Genomic DNA, 15,340 nt, shown 5'->3' on the forward strand with positions numbered 1-15,340 from the left:
TTTGTTCTCCCTTACTTCGCGGCCAGCTCAGCAGCCTTATCGGCGGCTTCGTCCATTGTTTCCATCATTGTCACCAGCGGGTGGTTCGCGGCCTTCAGAATTGCGCGCCCCTCTTCGACCTTGTTGCCGTCCAGACGCACCACCAAAGGCTTTGTTGCCTGGTCACCGAGGATTTCCAACGCTCCAATGATGCCGTTCGCAACCTCGTCACAGGCGGTGATGCCTCCGAAGACATTGACGAAGCAGGACTTCACCTGGGGGTCGGTGAGAATCACATCGAGACCTTTGGCCATCACCTCAGCCGAGGCGCCGCCGCCGATATCGAGGAAGTTCGCGGGCTTAGTGCCGTATTTCTCGCCGGCGTAGGCCACCACATCAAGGGTGGACATTACGAGCCCCGCGCCGTTGCCGATGATGCCTACCTGACCTTCGAGTCGCACGTAGTTCAAACCGGCCTCTTGTGCCTTCAACTCGCGCTCATCAGCGGCCTTGTGGTCTACCAACTCGTTGTGTTCGGGATGGCGGTAGCGGGCGTTGTCATCAAGTGTGATCTTGCCATCGAGGGCGATAATGTCACCAGAGGCGGTCTGGACCAGCGGGTTTACCTCCACCAGGGTCGCGTCTTCGCCGGTATATACCTCCCAGAGCTTCAACATCACCGGGACTACCTTCGCGGCGGTTTCGGCATCGAAGCCAGCCTTCTCGGCAATGTCTTTCGCTACAGCTTCATCCATGCCGGAGGCGGGAATCGGCACTTTCGCTAGAGCTTCGGGCTTTTCCTTGGCAAGCTGCTCAATCTCCATTCCGCCCTCAACCGAGCACATCGCGAGGTTTTGACGGTTAGCGCGATCAAGCAAGATAGAGAAGTAGAACTCGCGGGCAATGTCCGCCCCCGCGGCGACCATCACGCGATAAACCGTGTGGCCTTTAATGTCCATCCCCAAAATCGCCTGGGCATTAGCCTCGGCTTCTTCGGCGCTCTTGGCGAGCTTCACGCCGCCAGCCTTACCGCGTCCACCGGTTTTCACCTGGGCTTTCACCACGGCGACCGCGCCGCCGAGCGTATTGTATGCGTCCTTCGCCTCCTGGGGTGTGGTCGCGACTATTCCCTTCAAAACGGGGACTCCGTGTTTTTCAAACAGATCCCTGGCCTGGTACTCGTAGAGGTCCACGCTGTTCCTTCCGTTAGCAAAATTTATCTCGACATCGAGAGATTACTTCAAGTCTAACCTATGTCTGGCATTTTTCAACCCCAAAAATTGACGTTTTTTCGAGCATTTTCGCTCTATCCTGGTATTAGGCTAGAAATCTAGTACGCAAAGGAGCGTCTGATGAGCGAAATTAATGCCAATCCGGAAACAGATCCGGAAGCCATTGTCACGAAAGTGCCGTTGAAAATTTATGAAACCGAGATATACCGGCTCCAAACCGAGCTGGCGAAACTGCAGCGCTGGGTGAAATCGACCGGCGCCCGTATCGTGGTGATTTTTGAGGGTCGTGATGCGGCCGGAAAAGGCGGGACGATTAAGCGGCTGACTGAATACCTCTCCCCTCGCGTCGCCCGCGTCGTCGCGCTTCCGACCCCGACCGAGCGCGAGAAAACCCAGTGGTATTTCCAGCGCTATATTGCGCATTTGCCGGCTGCCGGAGAGATCGTTATTTTCGACCGGTCTTGGTATAACCGCGCCGGAGTCGAGAAAGTCATGGGCTTCGCTACCGCCAAACAGGTCCAAAAATTCATGCAACAATGCCCCACTTTCGAGCGGATGCTTGTTGAAGACGGAATTATGCTGCGCAAATACTGGTTCAGCGTCTCCGACCAGGTGCAATACGAACGGTTCGCGCGCCGCCTCCACGACCCGCTGCGCCAGTGGAAACTCTCCCCGATGGATTTGGAGTCGATTTCCCGCTGGGAGGATTACTCGCGGGCGAAAGACGAGATGCTCGTCCATACGGACACGACGGAATGCCCGTGGTACCAGGTGCCGTCGGACTCGAAGAAGGCAGCTCGCTTGAACATGATTTCGCACTTCTTGTCGACCATCCCCTACACGGATGTTGATGACGGAGCGGCGCCGATTGTCCTACCGGTGCGTCCTCCCTCCAAGGGTTATATCCGCCCGCCGATGGACACGGTGCGCTACGTTCCTAATCACGCCGCCGAGGTCGTGGCTCGCGCCAAAGCTGGCCAGATTCCCTTCGTGGCGCCGGTCGGGTATTCCGGGGCATATTCAGGGTCGGGGGCTTCAGGGAGCCCTAACCCCGCAGAGCCCCGCGGAGAAGACGGCTCCGCAGCCTCCAATGATGAGAATTCCCACCATGTGCGCCCCGCAGGTAATGGCGACTCCAATGCCAAGAAACCCAAGAAAGACAAGAAAAAGAAACACAAAGACTAGCGGAGGGGAGCTCCGGACTGCCAGGCTAATAGTCCTCTGGGTGAATCGCCTCGGGAATCGACACCTCACGCAAGAATGCGGCTAACTCCGGAAAATCCAGAGTCACTGTCTCCCACAGTTCCTTCACGTCGATATCACCGTATTCGTGACTGATGGCGTTACGCATGGCATAAATGTCCCGCCAAGCAATCTCGGGATGAAGCCGCTTGAAACCGGAGTGAAAATGTCCGGTCGCTTCGGCTGTAATCTCAACCATGCGCTCCGCTTCCCGGCGCAGCCTTCGCCCCTCTCCAGTATCGGCGCAAAAATCCGCAAAACTCTCGAACCTTTCGGCGGCATCATCAGTCTCCCTCAACACGTCATTGACGAGTTTGCGCAGCACCTCCTGCCGGTATGGGTTTACGCTCTTAGGAAACCTGTGTTGCACCCGATATTCTTCCCTATTCACGCAATCCTTCCGAGTTCCACAGCCTCGGAGCGTGCTTGATCAAGCGCCCCTGCAGTAAAAGGCGTGTCGGAAACCACATCAACCGGCACCCCCAAAATGTCCTCGAGCCCTTCACGGATCCGGTTTTTTCCCATCAACCCAATCCCTTCGGGCAGCACTACCAGGAAATCTATGTCAGAATCGACGCGGTCCTCACCTTGCGCCACCGAGCCAAACACCCGCGGATGCGTCACGTGGGCACAGTCCAAGAATGCCCGCACTTTATCAAGATTTCGTTTCAGGGTTTCCCGTGGTTTTTCCTGCAACGGTCTCAGAAGCCTCTCTTGCATCGTTGGCGAGGCGTGTCGCTTCCCACTTTCAAGAGCGGCGATATTGGATTGAGAAACCCCCGTAAGGGAGGCCAGTTCTCGCTGGCTAAAACCCCGCGCTTGGCGTTTTACCTTGAGTTCCCACGCGAAGTCCGCCCCATCCAGACCCCTGGTCTGGGGGACATCAAGGTCAACGCGAATCCCCATATCTAAATGATATCAAATTTATGCAATCATACGGCGCACTCCGCCAGGTAAACGCGTCGGAGTTGGGTTTGTCCCGTCCCGAAAACCATCAAGTTGTATGACAAGAACTTTGCGAGACCCTTAAAAGTTAACGGGTTGATTCAAACCAGAAAGAAGGGTTGGAAAGGAAACACGCAATGCATCCGGAAAACTGTTGAAAAAACGCGAGATAGCGGGGATAATTGAGACATGGCCCTCACGATTGATCTTCCGCCCGAAGTCGCCAGGCGTGTCAGCGAGCTTGCCAAAGCCCGCGGCGTCGACGACGCGACTGTTGTCACCGACTTCATGTCCCGCAGTTTCACTGAAAACGCATCTCCCGATGCCAACACCAGCGAGCCTCACATCGTGTTTCATCCCGTGTCCGGGCTACCGGCACTTACCGGCGGGGTCGTGCACACTCGCGAGGAAATTCAACAGTTTTTGGATGAAGAATGACACGCTATCTTCTTGATGCCAATGTTCTCATTGCTCTTTCGAGTTCCACTCATCCCGATTATGAGAAGGCAAATCTTTGGGTGAAGAAGAACCATGAATTGCTAATCTGCCCCATAACCCAGGGAGCACTACTTCGCTATTTGATGTGGAGCAAACAAAATCTCACGGATGCCCGCGGTCTGATATTGCAGATGCGAGACACTCACCGATACCTTTGGATTCCCGCGGACTTAAATTACGACGATGCTGATTTCGCCAGAATAACCGGCCACAAGCAGGTCACAGACCTTTATCTTGCGGAGCTCGCGCGTCATCACGGCGCCCTGCTGGCGACATTTGACACCGGAATCGCGGGACTCCGACCGGAAGCGGTTTCCCTGATTCAATAGTTACTGCTTTGCGCGGTATGGACACGATTCCTGCCTCTTACCTCTCTAGGGTGTAGCCACTACCGCCGTGACCCCGCCGAGCGACCCTGAATGAACTGCACCTGAGAAGGAGGATTCCATGAGCGAAGCCGAAACTGTGCTCGGGGAACTCGGCATCCCCATGTCCAACGCCATCGGGATGTTTTTGAAACAGGTTGCGCTGCAACGCGGCATCCCTTTCGAGGTGAAACTCCCCTCGCCCGCCCCGCTCGCGCTTGCAAGCCTCACCAAGGCTCAACTCGATAGCGCAATCCAAGAGGGTCTCGATGACATTGCAGCCGGTCGCACCGCACCCCCCGTCGAAGTCGAAAAACGCTTGCGCACCAAACCTTAACTGCACCGACCGGCGCGTTGATATTGCCCGCATCATCTATCAGGGACGCGACATTTCCCAGCAACTTACCGAACCATTTGACTGACTGCTTGAATAAAGCGAGCCTGAGATGAGTTTATCTCGGGCTCACGTTTTGAATGAAAATTAGTCCGCCGGATTCAAGGGAGCGAACTTCAGGAGCAGGCGCTTGGTTGAACCGGAGGTGAATTTCACGGTGGCAATCGTATTCGGGCCTTCGCCTTCGAGGCCGAGAACTTTGCCGTTGCCGTAAATGTCGTGGCGGACTTTCTGGCCGACGTGTAAAACCGGGATGTCGCCCGCGGCCTTGGCCTTTGCTGCTTTCTTCGGCTTGGCACTCCCAGCGCCGGAAGCCTCCGATTCATCAAGGGCCCGCGCGGTCGTGAGCCTCTCAAGGCGAGAATTCCCGAAAGTGCCTGCGCCGGTGTCGTGCGGGTCTTGGTTCCGTGCCGTTGAATAGCCTCGCTCCCCGAAACTCGAAGAACCGTAGCCTCTGGACCTGTACCCGCCAGACCCAAAACCACCCGAGGCCGAGCCACCCGAACCGGAGCGCGCGCGCCCTCCCCAGCCGCCACTCCCGCCGCCGCGAGAGCGCCCTCCCGAGCCATAACTCGGCGAAAACCCCTCATCGAGGTCATCGTCATACCCTCGGGAAGCGAGCCCGGCATAGAAATCCATCGTGGTTGCCTCGCGGCGGTTATCCACAAGGTCCTCAGGAATATCATTCAAAAACCTTGAGGCCGGCATATACATGGTCTCCCCGAAAACCGTCCGCGCCGCGGACCTGGTCAGATACAAGCGCTTGCGGGCGCGAGTGACCGCGACATAGGCCAGGCGTCGCTCCTCGGCAAGCTGGTCTGGGTCATCCAGCGAGCGGTTGTGCGGGAACAGGCCGTCTTCCATGCCGGTGACGAACACGGTATTGAATTCGAGCCCCTTAGCGGTGTGGACGGTCATCAAAGTGACTTCCGGTTTTGAGGTTTCAACTTGGGACGCGGGCTGGTTTTCAGGAGCCTGATCTGGCAACTGGTCAGAATCAGCCACCAGCGAGATTCGTTCCAAAAAGTCCGCCAGCCTCGAATCCGGCTCCGACAGGGAGAAATCCTCCGCCACGGAGTGAAGTTCCGACAGGTTCTCGACCCTGGCATCATCCTGGGGATTATTCGAGGCCCGCAGCTTCGGGAGATACCCCGAATCCTCCAGGGCCGTATCCAAAATCTCATCCAGGGGCGAGCCGGCCGAGTCCATTTCCCGCAGGTTATCGAGCAAGGTCACCAAAGCTCCGAGTGCCGCGCTGGCCTTTGCTGACAACTCACCGCTGTTCGCCCCACCCGGAACGAACTCGCGCATCGCCTCCCCAAAAGCCACCCCGCGGGAACTTGCCACCTCGCGGATTTTCGCCTGAGCCACGTCCCCGAGCCCCCGTTTGGGTTCATTAAAGATCCGCAAGAGATTCCCGTCATCGGCCGGGTTCGCCGCGGCCGTGAGATAGGCAATCGCGTCTTTTACCTCTTTGCGGTCATAGAACTTCGTCCCACCCACGACCCGATACGGAATCCCCTCCATGGTGAGCATTTCTTCCAAAGAGCGCGACTGGGAATTCGTGCGGTAAAACACCGCGAACTCATCCCAGCCCGTTCCCGCAGCGTGAAGGTCGCGCATCTCGCGGACAATGAACGCGGCCTCGTCGCGGTCGCTATCGGCCGCGAACAGGACCGCTTTCGCCCCGTCTCCCGCCTCAGTCCACAGGTTCTTCTTGTGTCGCCCCGGGTTCTCGGAAATAATCGCGTTCGCGAGTGAAAGAATCGTGCCGGTAGAGCGATAGTTCTGCTCGAGGTAAACGGTCGTGGCGCCGGGAAAATCCGACTCGAATTCTTCGATATTGCGGATTGTTGCCCCGCGGAAAGCGTAAATCGACTGGTCAGAGTCCCCGACAACCGTGAGTTCCGCTCCCGGGAACGCGTCCAAGGCCTCGTCGAGGCGCGGGTCCCCGAAACGCGGCAAAGCCAGCAACCGCACGAGCTCGTATTGGGCGGGGTTCGTGTCTTGGTATTCATCGACCAAAACGTGACGGAATTTCTCGCGATACTTCGCGAGAATCTCCGGGCGCCGCCGCCACAGATACACGACTTCCGCAATGAGGTCGTCGAAGTCAAAGGCGTTGGCGCGGCGCAGCATTTGCTGGTATTCCGCATATATCTCGGCGGTCAACTGGCTCATCTTGTCCGGCGCTGCCGTCTCAGCAAAGGCTGCTGGGCCAATGAGTTCGTTCTTCGCATTCGAGATCCGGGCGGCGAAACCTTTGGGAGTGAAACGCTTCGGGTCAAGCCCGCGGCCCTTGATGATCCGCGTCAACAGCGCCTTGGAGTCGGCCGTGTCGTAAATCGAAAACGACCGTGTAATCCCCAAAGCCTCCGCTTCGGCGCGCAAAATCCGGACGCAGGAGCTGTGGAAAGTCGACACCCACATATATTTCGCGGCGTTCCCGACGAGCCGCTCCACGCGTTCGCGCATCTCCCCGGCCGCCTTATTGGTGAAAGTAATCGCCAAAACCTCCCAGGGACGCACCCGGTCGGTCGCCAGCAACCACGCAATGCGACGCGTCAAAACGCGGGTTTTCCCCGACCCCGCCCCTGCCATCACCAACAGCGGACCTTCCGGGTGGGTGACGGCATCGAACTGGTCGGGATTCAAGCCGCGGGTGATTGCGGCGATTTTTTCTTCCCGCCAAGCCTCACGGGATCCCTCCGAGCCAGGTGCGTAGTCGCTCGTTGGCACGGCATCAACCGAGGCTCCAGGCAAAGCGGCACTCACCGGCACGCCCTTGCTGCCCCCACCGGCAAGTGACAGTGAAGAAAACAAATCATTCATGCTTGACCAACCCACTCCTTAGCGAGGCTAGCAATTGGCAACTTAGAAAACGGCAGGGTCTCGTACATAATCCCCTGCGGGCCTTCATAGGCGATCGCGAATTGTCCGAGATCCGGCATCGAAACCACATCCACCGCCCCGTAGGTTTTCGCATCGAACCAGACGGCAGGGGCGAAACTCTCGGCATCGTTTGTGGAGAGCATCAAAACCGTGCATTCCCCCGAGCAGTGCCTCCGCTCCCCCACGTAGGTAATCACTTCGGCATGGGGGCTTCCGGGAACTGCGCCGTAAAAGACGTGTTCCAAAGGGCTCAAGACGTTTACGAGCTTGGAGTCGATATCTCCAGTCGGTTCCGAAAATGTCCGTCCCCCGTCCCCGGATTTCGCCCAGACTCGCGTGGCCTCTCGGCAGGTTTTGATCATCAAAATGACTTCCGTACCGTCGCTGTTTTGGACCACGGAGCAATAGTCCACATCCGAGCCGACCGGCTGGGAAGACCACCAGGTCACACCCTGGTCGTCGGAGCCAATAAACACGGCGCGCCGGTTCCCGTCCGGTTCCACCACGACCCCGCCGTGACAGAGTCTTTGGGCCCACTTACCAGCCGTGAGTTGGGTGCCACGACCGCGTGGAACAAAGGCCATCTTGAGGTCGCGTCCGCCGATAATCATCGAGGTGATGTCTTCGTGTTTCCAGGTCTCGCCGTTATCGTCGGTCCGCGCCACAAAGAAGGCGGCCCGACTGGTGTCGGCTCTCCCAGGCTCAGCTTCGGTGCGGGTATAGAAACAGAACAGTCTCCCTGTCACGCGGTCAAGCAGGAAGGACGGCTCGTGGAATCCGAGATGCGTTTCCGGGTTTCCGGCCATGAGAGGCCGGGGTTCTTCCCAGGTCTCGCCGTTATCGAAAGAGCGGGACATGAGCAGGGACGAGGGGCAATACGGGGTGAAGGTCTTTTCACGGTCAGAGGAGTTTTCGCGTTCCAGGCTCCGGGGCGGACGGCCATTGGTAATCATGCCCTCTTCGCAGACCCCTTCGGGAAGGGATTCCCATACCATTAAGAGGATTCGACTCGCGGTGCGGGCAATCGCGGGGAATCTTGCCTGTTGGAATTCCCCGTATTTGTGAGGTACCACCTCGACTCGTTGCATCTGCATCCTTTCCGCAGTTAAACCTATCATCTCCCCCGCCCAGCTCCACGTTTCGGGGTAACCCTCAACTGCGGCTGCAAAGATAACTCCGCTTCGCTGCGATATCTTGGGTGCGCGGCGGCGTGAGCGGAGTGAACACATTCGCCGCGAAACAGTGCGGAGGCGTTAAAAAACGCGTGAACGTTTTAGCCGGAACGCCGCTAGACAATCTTCCTCGCACTAGCCCATCTAGAGAGCTCATACCGGTTGGAAAGTTGGAGTTTTCGGAGGACTGCGGAGACGTGGCTCTCCACGGTTTTCACGGAAATATAGAGTTCAGAGGCGATTTCCTTATAGGCGTACCCGCGAGCAATCAGCCGCATCACCTCGAATTCGCGGGAAGTCAAAGAATCGAGTTCATTATCGGTTTCAACAATCTCCGAGCGCGCCGCCCCGAAAGCATCCAAAACGAATCCAGCCAGTCGCGGAGAAAACGCCGCATCTCCCCCGGCCACGCGCCGAATCGCATCCACCAATTCCGCAGTTCCGATTGTTTTTGTGACATATCCGCGAGCCCCGGCGCGAATCACCGCCACAACGTCTTCGGCTGCGTCGGAAACAGACAAAGCCAGGAATTTCGTTTCTCCCCCCGCCGCGGCCGCAGCCACTTCCGCGCCGCCGCCGCCGTGGCCTCCGGGGAGGTGCACATCCAACAGGGCTACCTGGGGTTTCGCGGCGCTAACTGCCGCAACTGCGCCCTCCACGTCACTCGCTTCTCCGATAACTCGGACATCCTCTGGGTATTTCCCCAGCTCAGAAATGACTCCGGCTCGGAACAGCCCGTGGTCATCAATGACCAGCACGGTTACCGGAACGCTTTCCTCCGAGCCTGCTTCCATAGTGGTTTTTACGCCGTCACTCATTGTCGTTTCACTTCCATCTGAACTTCGGTTCCGGTTTCCCCGGTCTTGATTTTCACATTTCCGCCGTGTCTCTCGAGACGCTCCACGATGGAGCCTTTCACCCCGTGATGACCCTGTGGAATCGAGTCTAGGTCGAAACCCTTGCCGTGGTCACGCACGAAACACTGAGCGGAATCCGCGGTGATTTCGAGATACACCGAGTAGGCCGGCGCACCGTGCTTGACCGCGTTAGTGAGAGCTTCTCGGGTGGCGTTCACCAAGGGCTCCGACCAGGGACCCGGGGGCGCGTCGCCCACACTCACAGTTTCAAACACCACCCCGTAACGGTCTTCAACCTCCCCTACCACGTCTTTCAGAACCTGCACCAGCGATTGGTTCGCTGACGCCCGATCCTCATAGAGCCAAGCCCGCAACTGGCGTTCCTCCGCGCGGGCGAGTTTCGCTACCTCGGTCGGATTCTCGGCGCGGGCGCGGATTAGAGCCAGGGTTTGTAACACGGAATCGTGCAGGTGAGCGGCCATATCCGCGCGAACAGTTTGGCGGGTTTGTTCGGAAAGACTCGCCTTGAAATCATTCCAAAACCGCACCCACAAGGGCAGTGCGGCTAGAGACAGCAGCGCCAAAACTAGCAAGGCGATAACCCCACCTTGAGCCGCATCCCTCCACGAAATTGTTCCGGAAAAAGCCAGAACTACCCCAAAAATCACTACCAGGGCACCGGGAATTCCTAGAAGAAGAAAACGTCTCGTGTCGAGCTGGGCCACGGTTTGACGGGTGGCTCCGGCCCAAATCATGCCGAATCCGCCGAGAATAATTCCCCCGATTACTGCAGGCCGAGCCACTGCCAAAGCCCGCGGCCCCTCCACTCCTAGAAAGATTGCCGCCGCAAGGAGGAACAGCGCGAGGAGAATCGCCGGAGTCAGGGCGAGAGTGTGGGAGCGGCGTTTAGTCTTCGCGTCCGTGGCAGGTACTGCGCTCGCGTTCGGGGTTGACAGCCGCGAAGAAGCCACGTCGGCAGGGGCGTTTTCCCAAGGGTTTCCTCGCGGAACAAAAGTCCAAAACCACAGGTAGAGCAGCACCCCCATCCCAATTGGAGTTCCCAAGAGAAACAGGAATCGCAATAGCCAGGGGCTAATCCCGAGGTGTGCCCCGAGGCCAGCAGCGACTCCGGCAATAATCGGTTTAAACCCGTGCGGGGTCTCGCCCCCCTTTGGTCTTACCAAAGGCAGGCGATTGTTGACGGCTCCGTCCCCGTCGGCTACAGCGAGCCTTTCCAATCCGCTCATATATTTAGTTTGCCACGCCCCTTCTTCCAAAAGTTTCCCTTTCGGGGTTAATCAGGGTAAAACTAGGGGAATCCCTAATTCCGCTGGTGGTTTCCACCCGCCACAATGGAATCATGGACGAAAACACAAACCCAGAGAATGCCTCCGGCGTCGTTAACCAACCGGTTAGCGACCCCCAACCCGACCAGGCCAGCCAGTCAAACCAAACCGGCCAGGCCGACCAATCCAGCCGGCACCACCAGCCAGAACAGGGTGACCAACCGTCTCAGCCTGCCTCCGCCGGCACTTGGACCCCTCCGAGAATGACCACCCCCACCGCCCCCTCGAGTCGGTTTTTTCGACAGTCTGCGCGCCTCGGGGTGGTTCCGTTCCCCCGATCACGTCGCGGGAGGGGTTTGTGGCGGCTTGGCCCAAAAGTGGCGGGTTGACCCGATTGTGATTCGCGGGATAGCCATCGTTCTAATCTTTTTCTTCGGAGTGGGCGCCTTGCTTTACGGCCTGCTGTGGATGTTCCTTCCGGAGTCGGGAACCGGAGAAATCCTTGTTGAACAGGCAAAAAACGGCAACGCTAAACCGATTCTTGCCCTCCCCATCATCATTGCGATCATCGGCTTGATTAGAGTCCCTTCCGAACTCTCAATCACCCTCGTGTCCGCGAGCTCAGCCGGATTGCTGGACGACGGCTTCCCCGGGTGGCGCTTCACGGACATGTACCAGGGCAGCCCATTCGAGCGTCTCGCCAACATTCCGGCCGGAGCGCTGTTTATCGGAGCCATCGCCTGGGTGAGTTTCCTCATCTACCGTCACGAATACAACAAGGCCGGAGCCTGGTTCCTCGGCATCGGCGGGATTGGGCTCGTAGCGGGATTCGCGGAGATGTTCCTTTACGGTATAACCGATTCTCCCTGGCAGTTCCCTGTTTTCTCCATGTTCATGATGGATCTTTTTGGGGGATTCCCGCTGGCAGCCATCGTGTTCCTCATCGTGTGGCTGGTTTCGCGGCACAAGACCTCCAAAGTGGTGACCCCTGGTTCTTTCCCGTCAGGGGCCTACCCGTCAGGGACATATCCCGCGGCTCCCGCCTCGGCCTCCTACCCCGCAAACGCGGTTGTCTCCGCTGGTGAGGCAGGAAATAGCCCCACGGACTCGTCATCCCCTGCCGACTTTTTCGGTTCAGGAACCAATCCGCCCGAGGGATTCGTTCCTCTAGCAGCCCAGTCGCCCTCAACTACTCAGTCTCCCGCGACTCCCCTGTCTCCCCTAGCTCCTCAGATTCCGCTAGTGCCACCGAAACCACACCTCGCCGGACCGAGCTTGCCGTTTAACCTCGCCGTGGGCGGTCTAATCCTCCTCGCCAACGTGGCCGGAATGAGCGCCCAGTTCAGCGGGCTTCACGCCGCGTCTGCCTTCTTGTTGACTCTCGGGCTAATCACTGTCATTTTGGGCGGAGCGATGCTGGTCCTCGCAGCGAGACGCCACCGCACCTCCTGGCTAGCCTGGGTGACGCCCCTGTTCGTCGTGTTGCTAACCATTCCCGCAACCGGCGTGGCCGTGGCAATCCCGAAGCTAAACGACCTCAACCCCGGTTTCTGGCAAGACATGCTCAGCTCCCAGTATTACAACTTAGAGCCGGGCAGCGACCTCAACGCGGTCAACGGTCAGGTCGAAATCGACCTGAGGGATCAAAAGAATCTTTCTGAGCCCATCACCGTCAACAATTTCGGCGGTCAAACCCGTATTTTCCTACACCCCGACCAGCCGGTGCGCCTCGAGCTCAACCTCACTGGCGTGGAGTTTAAGTTGTCTTCTATGAGCGAATGGTCCGGTGACGAGGTGAGGAGTTCGGGTGGAGCAGGCGTATTGCGAAACGGGAAAATCGATTCAGACCGCCCGCAATATTTCAACGCCGCTGGTGAAAAGGTCACCTTTACTGATTCCACTCTCAACACCGGCTTCGGCGATGGCGGCAGTGTCATGAAACGGGGTCAACAGTCCGTGGCCAGCGTCGTGATTGAGAACGCGGCCGCCAAGGACGCCAAGGACGCCACAGAGGCCAAGGAAGGCAAGAAATCCGATTCCAAGGGCACCGCGGTTATTGAACTGAACCAGGTCTATGGCGGGGTCACTGTCTATGAGCGCCCGCGTGAGGAGGTGTGGAATGGAACTATTCTCCCTGATGGACACTATTTGGTGACCTATTGGTTGGATAAGAATTCCAATACCCAAGTTCCCGATTCGAGTGCCATACCTCCCGCCATCAAAATGAGAATGGTCGAATCCGACGCTATTCTCGGCGGAAAAATGGCCTACGAATACGAATCAGCCACGCAGAGTGCCTCCCTTACAGATATCAAAGCCGGAAGGTTGGGCCCGTGGGCGGATGCTAACAACAACGGATATAACGATCACTACGAGCCGGGTGGCGATAAGTGGCGCGAGGGCGACACGGTGAGTTTCGAACCGGTGGGCAATATCCAAAGCGGAACGGTTCCCTCCGATGAGCCCTCGGTGGCGGTTACTCCACCGCAGAATGGTGCTCAACAAGGAGGTGACGGGAAACCTGGCTCACAGCCCGAGGGGACTCCCGGTTCGCAAAGTCAGGCCCCGAAGCCTTCTTCGACTCCCGCCCCCGAAGGCTCCCCGACTGATATCCCCGACTGGCTCAATTCTTTCCCCAAGGATTCTCTGTCTGATGTTCCTCCGGAGCTTCGCCAGCGAATCCAAGAATTGCGCCGCCAGTTGCAAGATCAGTCAGCTTAATGAACTGAAACTGAAAAGATTGTTTAGGAGGAATAATGGAAGACACTACTGAAAACTTGACCTTTCAAGAGTCCGAAACACTGCCCCCGCCGGATTTTCCTGAGAGAAAACCGGTACTGCGTGAGGAAATGAGCCTCGCCGCGTTGACCTTCGGGATTATTTTCGTCCTGGTGGGAGCCGCGGCAATCGCGGTCGCTCTCGGCGCGCCCGTGACCCTGTGGGGCCTCACAGTAGGCTTTCTCGGCGCGGCCGGTCTGGCATTGCTGATTGGAGCGGTGGCTAGCGCGCGTCGGTGAGCGGCGTCGTCTCAAAGGACTCGCGGCCAATCGCCGCGAGGGCCTTTGGCGGGAAGTTTTGGAGGAATTTCCGCCAGTGGTTCCAAGTCGACACCCACACATAGAACCGCCGTTTCACATAGCGTAGGCTCCACTCTCGCTCACCCGGCGCTAACAGCGGATGAAAATGCTTGCCACGCCAGAGCTCTTTAACCTGGGCTCGAACCCGCCCGGTCGTGTACGCCAGCAGGAGCGAGCGCGGCAACACCGTGTAAAGCACCGTATCCGGGTTATCGTTAATCGGAGTCGACTCGCCTTTCAAGAGGTCGTTTACAAGCGCAAACATCGGATTGTTGCCGGCGGCAGTATTGTAGTAAAGATTGCGACCGATGCGCGGGTTTACCTCAAAGAAGAACGCCTCGCCAGTCCCGCGGTTCACCTTTACATCGAAATTCGCAAAACCACGCCAGTTCTCCCCCACCAAAAACGCCTCGGCCTGGCGGAACAATTCGGGGTAGGTCTCGGTGATCATCGCGGCAGGATTCCCCAAGGCTGTCGGGTGGTGATCCTCGAGTAGGACATGCGCGGCCCCGAGGAAGCTCACTTCCCCCCGTCCGTCAACATAAGCGGTCAAAGAGAGGTTGAAGGTATCATTGCCTTCGATGCGCGGCTGAACGACGAAGTGGCGCGCCTGAGGATGCCCGGCAGTGTGCTCCTCAAGCGTCTGCAGGATTTCCGCGGCCTCGCTCGTGTCTCCGGCTGTATATACTTTCGCCTTACCAGGCCAGTGCAACTGTTCATAGCCATAGCTACGAGAGGCTTTAATAATCAATGGATATTGAGAAAAAGCCTCCCCGACTTGCTTCTTTACAGCATCGAGGCCATCATCAAGGTTGATTTCCAAAGTTCGCGGCACATTCATGCCATGCTTCTCGGCGAGCTTGGCGAACCCCGCCTTGTCGTTGGTTTCGGCAATGGTTTCGAGGCTCGGGAAAGAGAATAAATAAAACTCCCGAAGCTGATCGGCATGGTTTTGAATGTTGACCACATTCGTGTCCGAGTTCGCCATCAACACCAGCGGAGTGTCGGGCCATTTCTTTTTGAGCAAGGGACCGATTTCGAGGAGCTTACCGATAAAATCCTCGTGGCTGTCGTCATCGCCCTCGACGATAACCGGCTTCAACAAGCGCGAGTTTTGAATCGGACCCAAAACCATAGAGGTAACAACCAGAGATTTCACGCCCCAGCCCTCAAAAAAAGAGCGCACCAAGCCGTAAGTTCCAATGTCGCCACCAAGAATGATTGGTTGGAACGGTGGCGGGGTTTTGGTCGATTTTTCCATTGTTATACCTCTGGGGTTTTCTCTACGTACGGGGCTGGAATTCTACGCTGGTTGGGGGTGGCTGGGGACGGAATCTAATCTCTATGCCTCCGAAGTTTTTACGTAACTCAGGAGATTCTGGCCATCACTGCCATTATTGC

General features: G+C 57.6%; 14 protein-coding genes. 6 read left to right on the plus strand and 8 right to left on the minus strand.

Translation table 11 applies throughout. The features are described 5' to 3' along the window. Positions 1–11: 11 nt before the first annotated feature. A complete protein-coding gene (sucC, locus tag FYJ63_RS03695; protein ID WP_277025946.1) occupies positions 12–1,172 on the minus strand; it encodes an ADP-forming succinate--CoA ligase subunit beta in 1,161 nt (386 codons plus the stop codon). Positions 1,173–1,331: 159 nt separating this feature from the next. Between sucC and ppk2 the strand changes: the two genes are divergently transcribed. Beyond that, the gene (gene ppk2 / locus FYJ63_RS03700) at positions 1,332–2,396 is read left to right on the plus strand and encodes a polyphosphate kinase 2 (RefSeq protein WP_229769929.1); all 1,065 of its coding nucleotides are present in this window, start codon (positions 1,332–1,334) and stop codon (positions 2,394–2,396) included. A gap of 25 nt (positions 2,397–2,421) precedes the next feature. Here ppk2 and FYJ63_RS03705 read toward each other — a convergent pair whose 3' ends face one another. Together FYJ63_RS03705 and FYJ63_RS11150 are read right to left on the minus strand one after the other, a co-directional pair. Further along, the gene (locus FYJ63_RS03705; protein WP_338106812.1) at positions 2,422–2,823 is read right to left on the minus strand and encodes a HepT-like ribonuclease domain-containing protein; all 402 of its coding nucleotides are present in this window, start codon (positions 2,821–2,823) and stop codon (positions 2,422–2,424) included. 17 nt (positions 2,824–2,840) lie between these two features. Beyond that, positions 2,841–3,359 (minus strand): helix-turn-helix domain-containing protein, encoded by a 519-nt coding sequence (locus FYJ63_RS11150; RefSeq protein ID WP_229769930.1) that lies wholly within the window; start codon positions 3,357–3,359, stop codon positions 2,841–2,843. Positions 3,360–3,587: 228 nt separating this feature from the next. On the opposite strand from FYJ63_RS11150, the gene FYJ63_RS03715 reads away from it, so the two are divergent. The 3 genes from FYJ63_RS03715 to FYJ63_RS03725 all read left to right on the plus strand — a co-directional run bounded on the left by FYJ63_RS03715 (position 3,588) and on the right by FYJ63_RS03725 (position 4,598). Continuing rightward, entirely contained in the window at positions 3,588–3,836 is a 249-nt protein-coding gene (locus FYJ63_RS03715; RefSeq protein WP_154543889.1) for a hypothetical protein, read from the plus strand. Continuing rightward, a complete protein-coding gene (locus tag FYJ63_RS03720) occupies positions 3,833–4,225 on the plus strand; it encodes a PIN domain-containing protein (RefSeq protein ID WP_154543891.1) in 393 nt (130 codons plus the stop codon). The genes FYJ63_RS03715 and FYJ63_RS03720 overlap by 4 nt, the downstream gene beginning before the upstream one ends. A gap of 118 nt (positions 4,226–4,343) precedes the next feature. Next, complete coding sequence (locus tag FYJ63_RS03725; protein ID WP_154543893.1) at positions 4,344–4,598, plus strand: type II toxin-antitoxin system RelB/DinJ family antitoxin; 255 nt, start codon at positions 4,344–4,346, stop codon at positions 4,596–4,598. 144 nt (positions 4,599–4,742) lie between these two features. Here the strand turns inward: FYJ63_RS03725 and FYJ63_RS03730 are convergent, their stop codons facing one another. The 4 genes from FYJ63_RS03730 to FYJ63_RS03745 form a co-directional block, all read right to left on the minus strand. Next, positions 4,743–7,487, minus strand: coding sequence for an ATP-dependent helicase (locus FYJ63_RS03730; protein WP_154543895.1), 2,745 nt, complete (start codon positions 7,485–7,487; stop codon positions 4,743–4,745). Beyond that, positions 7,484–8,635, minus strand: a complete 1,152-nt coding sequence (locus tag FYJ63_RS03735) for a sialidase family protein (RefSeq protein WP_154543897.1) — start codon at positions 8,633–8,635, stop codon at positions 7,484–7,486. The genes FYJ63_RS03730 and FYJ63_RS03735 overlap by 4 nt, the downstream gene beginning before the upstream one ends. Before the next feature lie 200 nt (positions 8,636–8,835). Beyond that, positions 8,836–9,537 carry a LuxR C-terminal-related transcriptional regulator gene (locus FYJ63_RS03740; protein WP_154543899.1) on the minus strand — a complete coding sequence of 234 codons (702 nt, stop codon included), beginning with the start codon at positions 9,535–9,537 and terminating at the stop codon, positions 8,836–8,838. After that, positions 9,534–10,823 (minus strand): ATP-binding protein, encoded by a 1,290-nt coding sequence (locus FYJ63_RS03745; protein ID WP_154543901.1) that lies wholly within the window; start codon positions 10,821–10,823, stop codon positions 9,534–9,536. Before FYJ63_RS03745 ends, FYJ63_RS03740 begins: the two co-directional genes overlap by 4 nt. A 345-nt stretch (positions 10,824–11,168) precedes the next feature. On the opposite strand from FYJ63_RS03745, the gene FYJ63_RS03750 reads away from it, so the two are divergent. Continuing rightward, on the plus strand, positions 11,169–13,583 hold the full coding sequence (locus FYJ63_RS03750; RefSeq protein ID WP_154543903.1) for a PspC domain-containing protein: 2,415 nt from the start codon (positions 11,169–11,171) through the stop codon (positions 13,581–13,583). A 35-nt stretch (positions 13,584–13,618) separates the two neighbouring features. Then, positions 13,619–13,879: an MFS transporter gene (locus FYJ63_RS03755; protein WP_154543905.1), complete on the plus strand. Its 261-nt coding sequence runs from the start codon at positions 13,619–13,621 to the stop codon at positions 13,877–13,879. Here FYJ63_RS03755 and FYJ63_RS03760 read toward each other — a convergent pair. Continuing rightward, the gene (locus FYJ63_RS03760; protein WP_154543907.1) at positions 13,863–15,200 is read right to left on the minus strand and encodes a carboxylate--amine ligase; all 1,338 of its coding nucleotides are present in this window, start codon (positions 15,198–15,200) and stop codon (positions 13,863–13,865) included. The genes FYJ63_RS03755 and FYJ63_RS03760 overlap by 17 nt on opposite strands. Between the last annotated feature and the right edge of the window lie 140 nt (positions 15,201–15,340).

The sequence above is a fragment of the Mobiluncus porci genome, from assembly GCF_009695935.1.
GTDB lineage: Bacteria > Actinomycetota > Actinomycetes > Actinomycetales > Actinomycetaceae > Mobiluncus > Mobiluncus porci.

What these genes read in the sequence shown, in the direction of transcription:
- FYJ63_RS03755 (WP_154543905.1), top strand. Translation starts at nt 13,619, where the DNA reads ATGGAAGACACTACTGAAAACTTGACCTTTCAAGAGTCCGAAACACTG.
- FYJ63_RS03735 (WP_154543897.1), bottom strand. Translation starts at nt 8,635, where the DNA reads ATGCAACGAGTCGAGGTGGTACCTCACAAATACGGGGAATTCCAACAG.
- FYJ63_RS03720 (WP_154543891.1), top strand. Translation starts at nt 3,833, where the DNA reads ATGACACGCTATCTTCTTGATGCCAATGTTCTCATTGCTCTTTCGAGT.
- FYJ63_RS11150 (WP_229769930.1), bottom strand. Translation starts at nt 3,359, where the DNA reads ATGGGGATTCGCGTTGACCTTGATGTCCCCCAGACCAGGGGTCTGGAT.
- FYJ63_RS03760 (WP_154543907.1), bottom strand. Translation starts at nt 15,200, where the DNA reads ATGGAAAAATCGACCAAAACCCCGCCACCGTTCCAACCAATCATTCTT.
- FYJ63_RS03725 (WP_154543893.1), top strand. Translation starts at nt 4,344, where the DNA reads ATGAGCGAAGCCGAAACTGTGCTCGGGGAACTCGGCATCCCCATGTCC.
- FYJ63_RS03715 (WP_154543889.1), top strand. Translation starts at nt 3,588, where the DNA reads ATGGCCCTCACGATTGATCTTCCGCCCGAAGTCGCCAGGCGTGTCAGC.
- FYJ63_RS03745 (WP_154543901.1), bottom strand. Translation starts at nt 10,823, where the DNA reads ATGAGCGGATTGGAAAGGCTCGCTGTAGCCGACGGGGACGGAGCCGTC.
- FYJ63_RS03740 (WP_154543899.1), bottom strand. Translation starts at nt 9,537, where the DNA reads ATGAGTGACGGCGTAAAAACCACTATGGAAGCAGGCTCGGAGGAAAGC.
- FYJ63_RS03730 (WP_154543895.1), bottom strand. Translation starts at nt 7,487, where the DNA reads ATGAATGATTTGTTTTCTTCACTGTCACTTGCCGGTGGGGGCAGCAAG.
- ppk2 (WP_229769929.1), top strand. Translation starts at nt 1,332, where the DNA reads ATGAGCGAAATTAATGCCAATCCGGAAACAGATCCGGAAGCCATTGTC.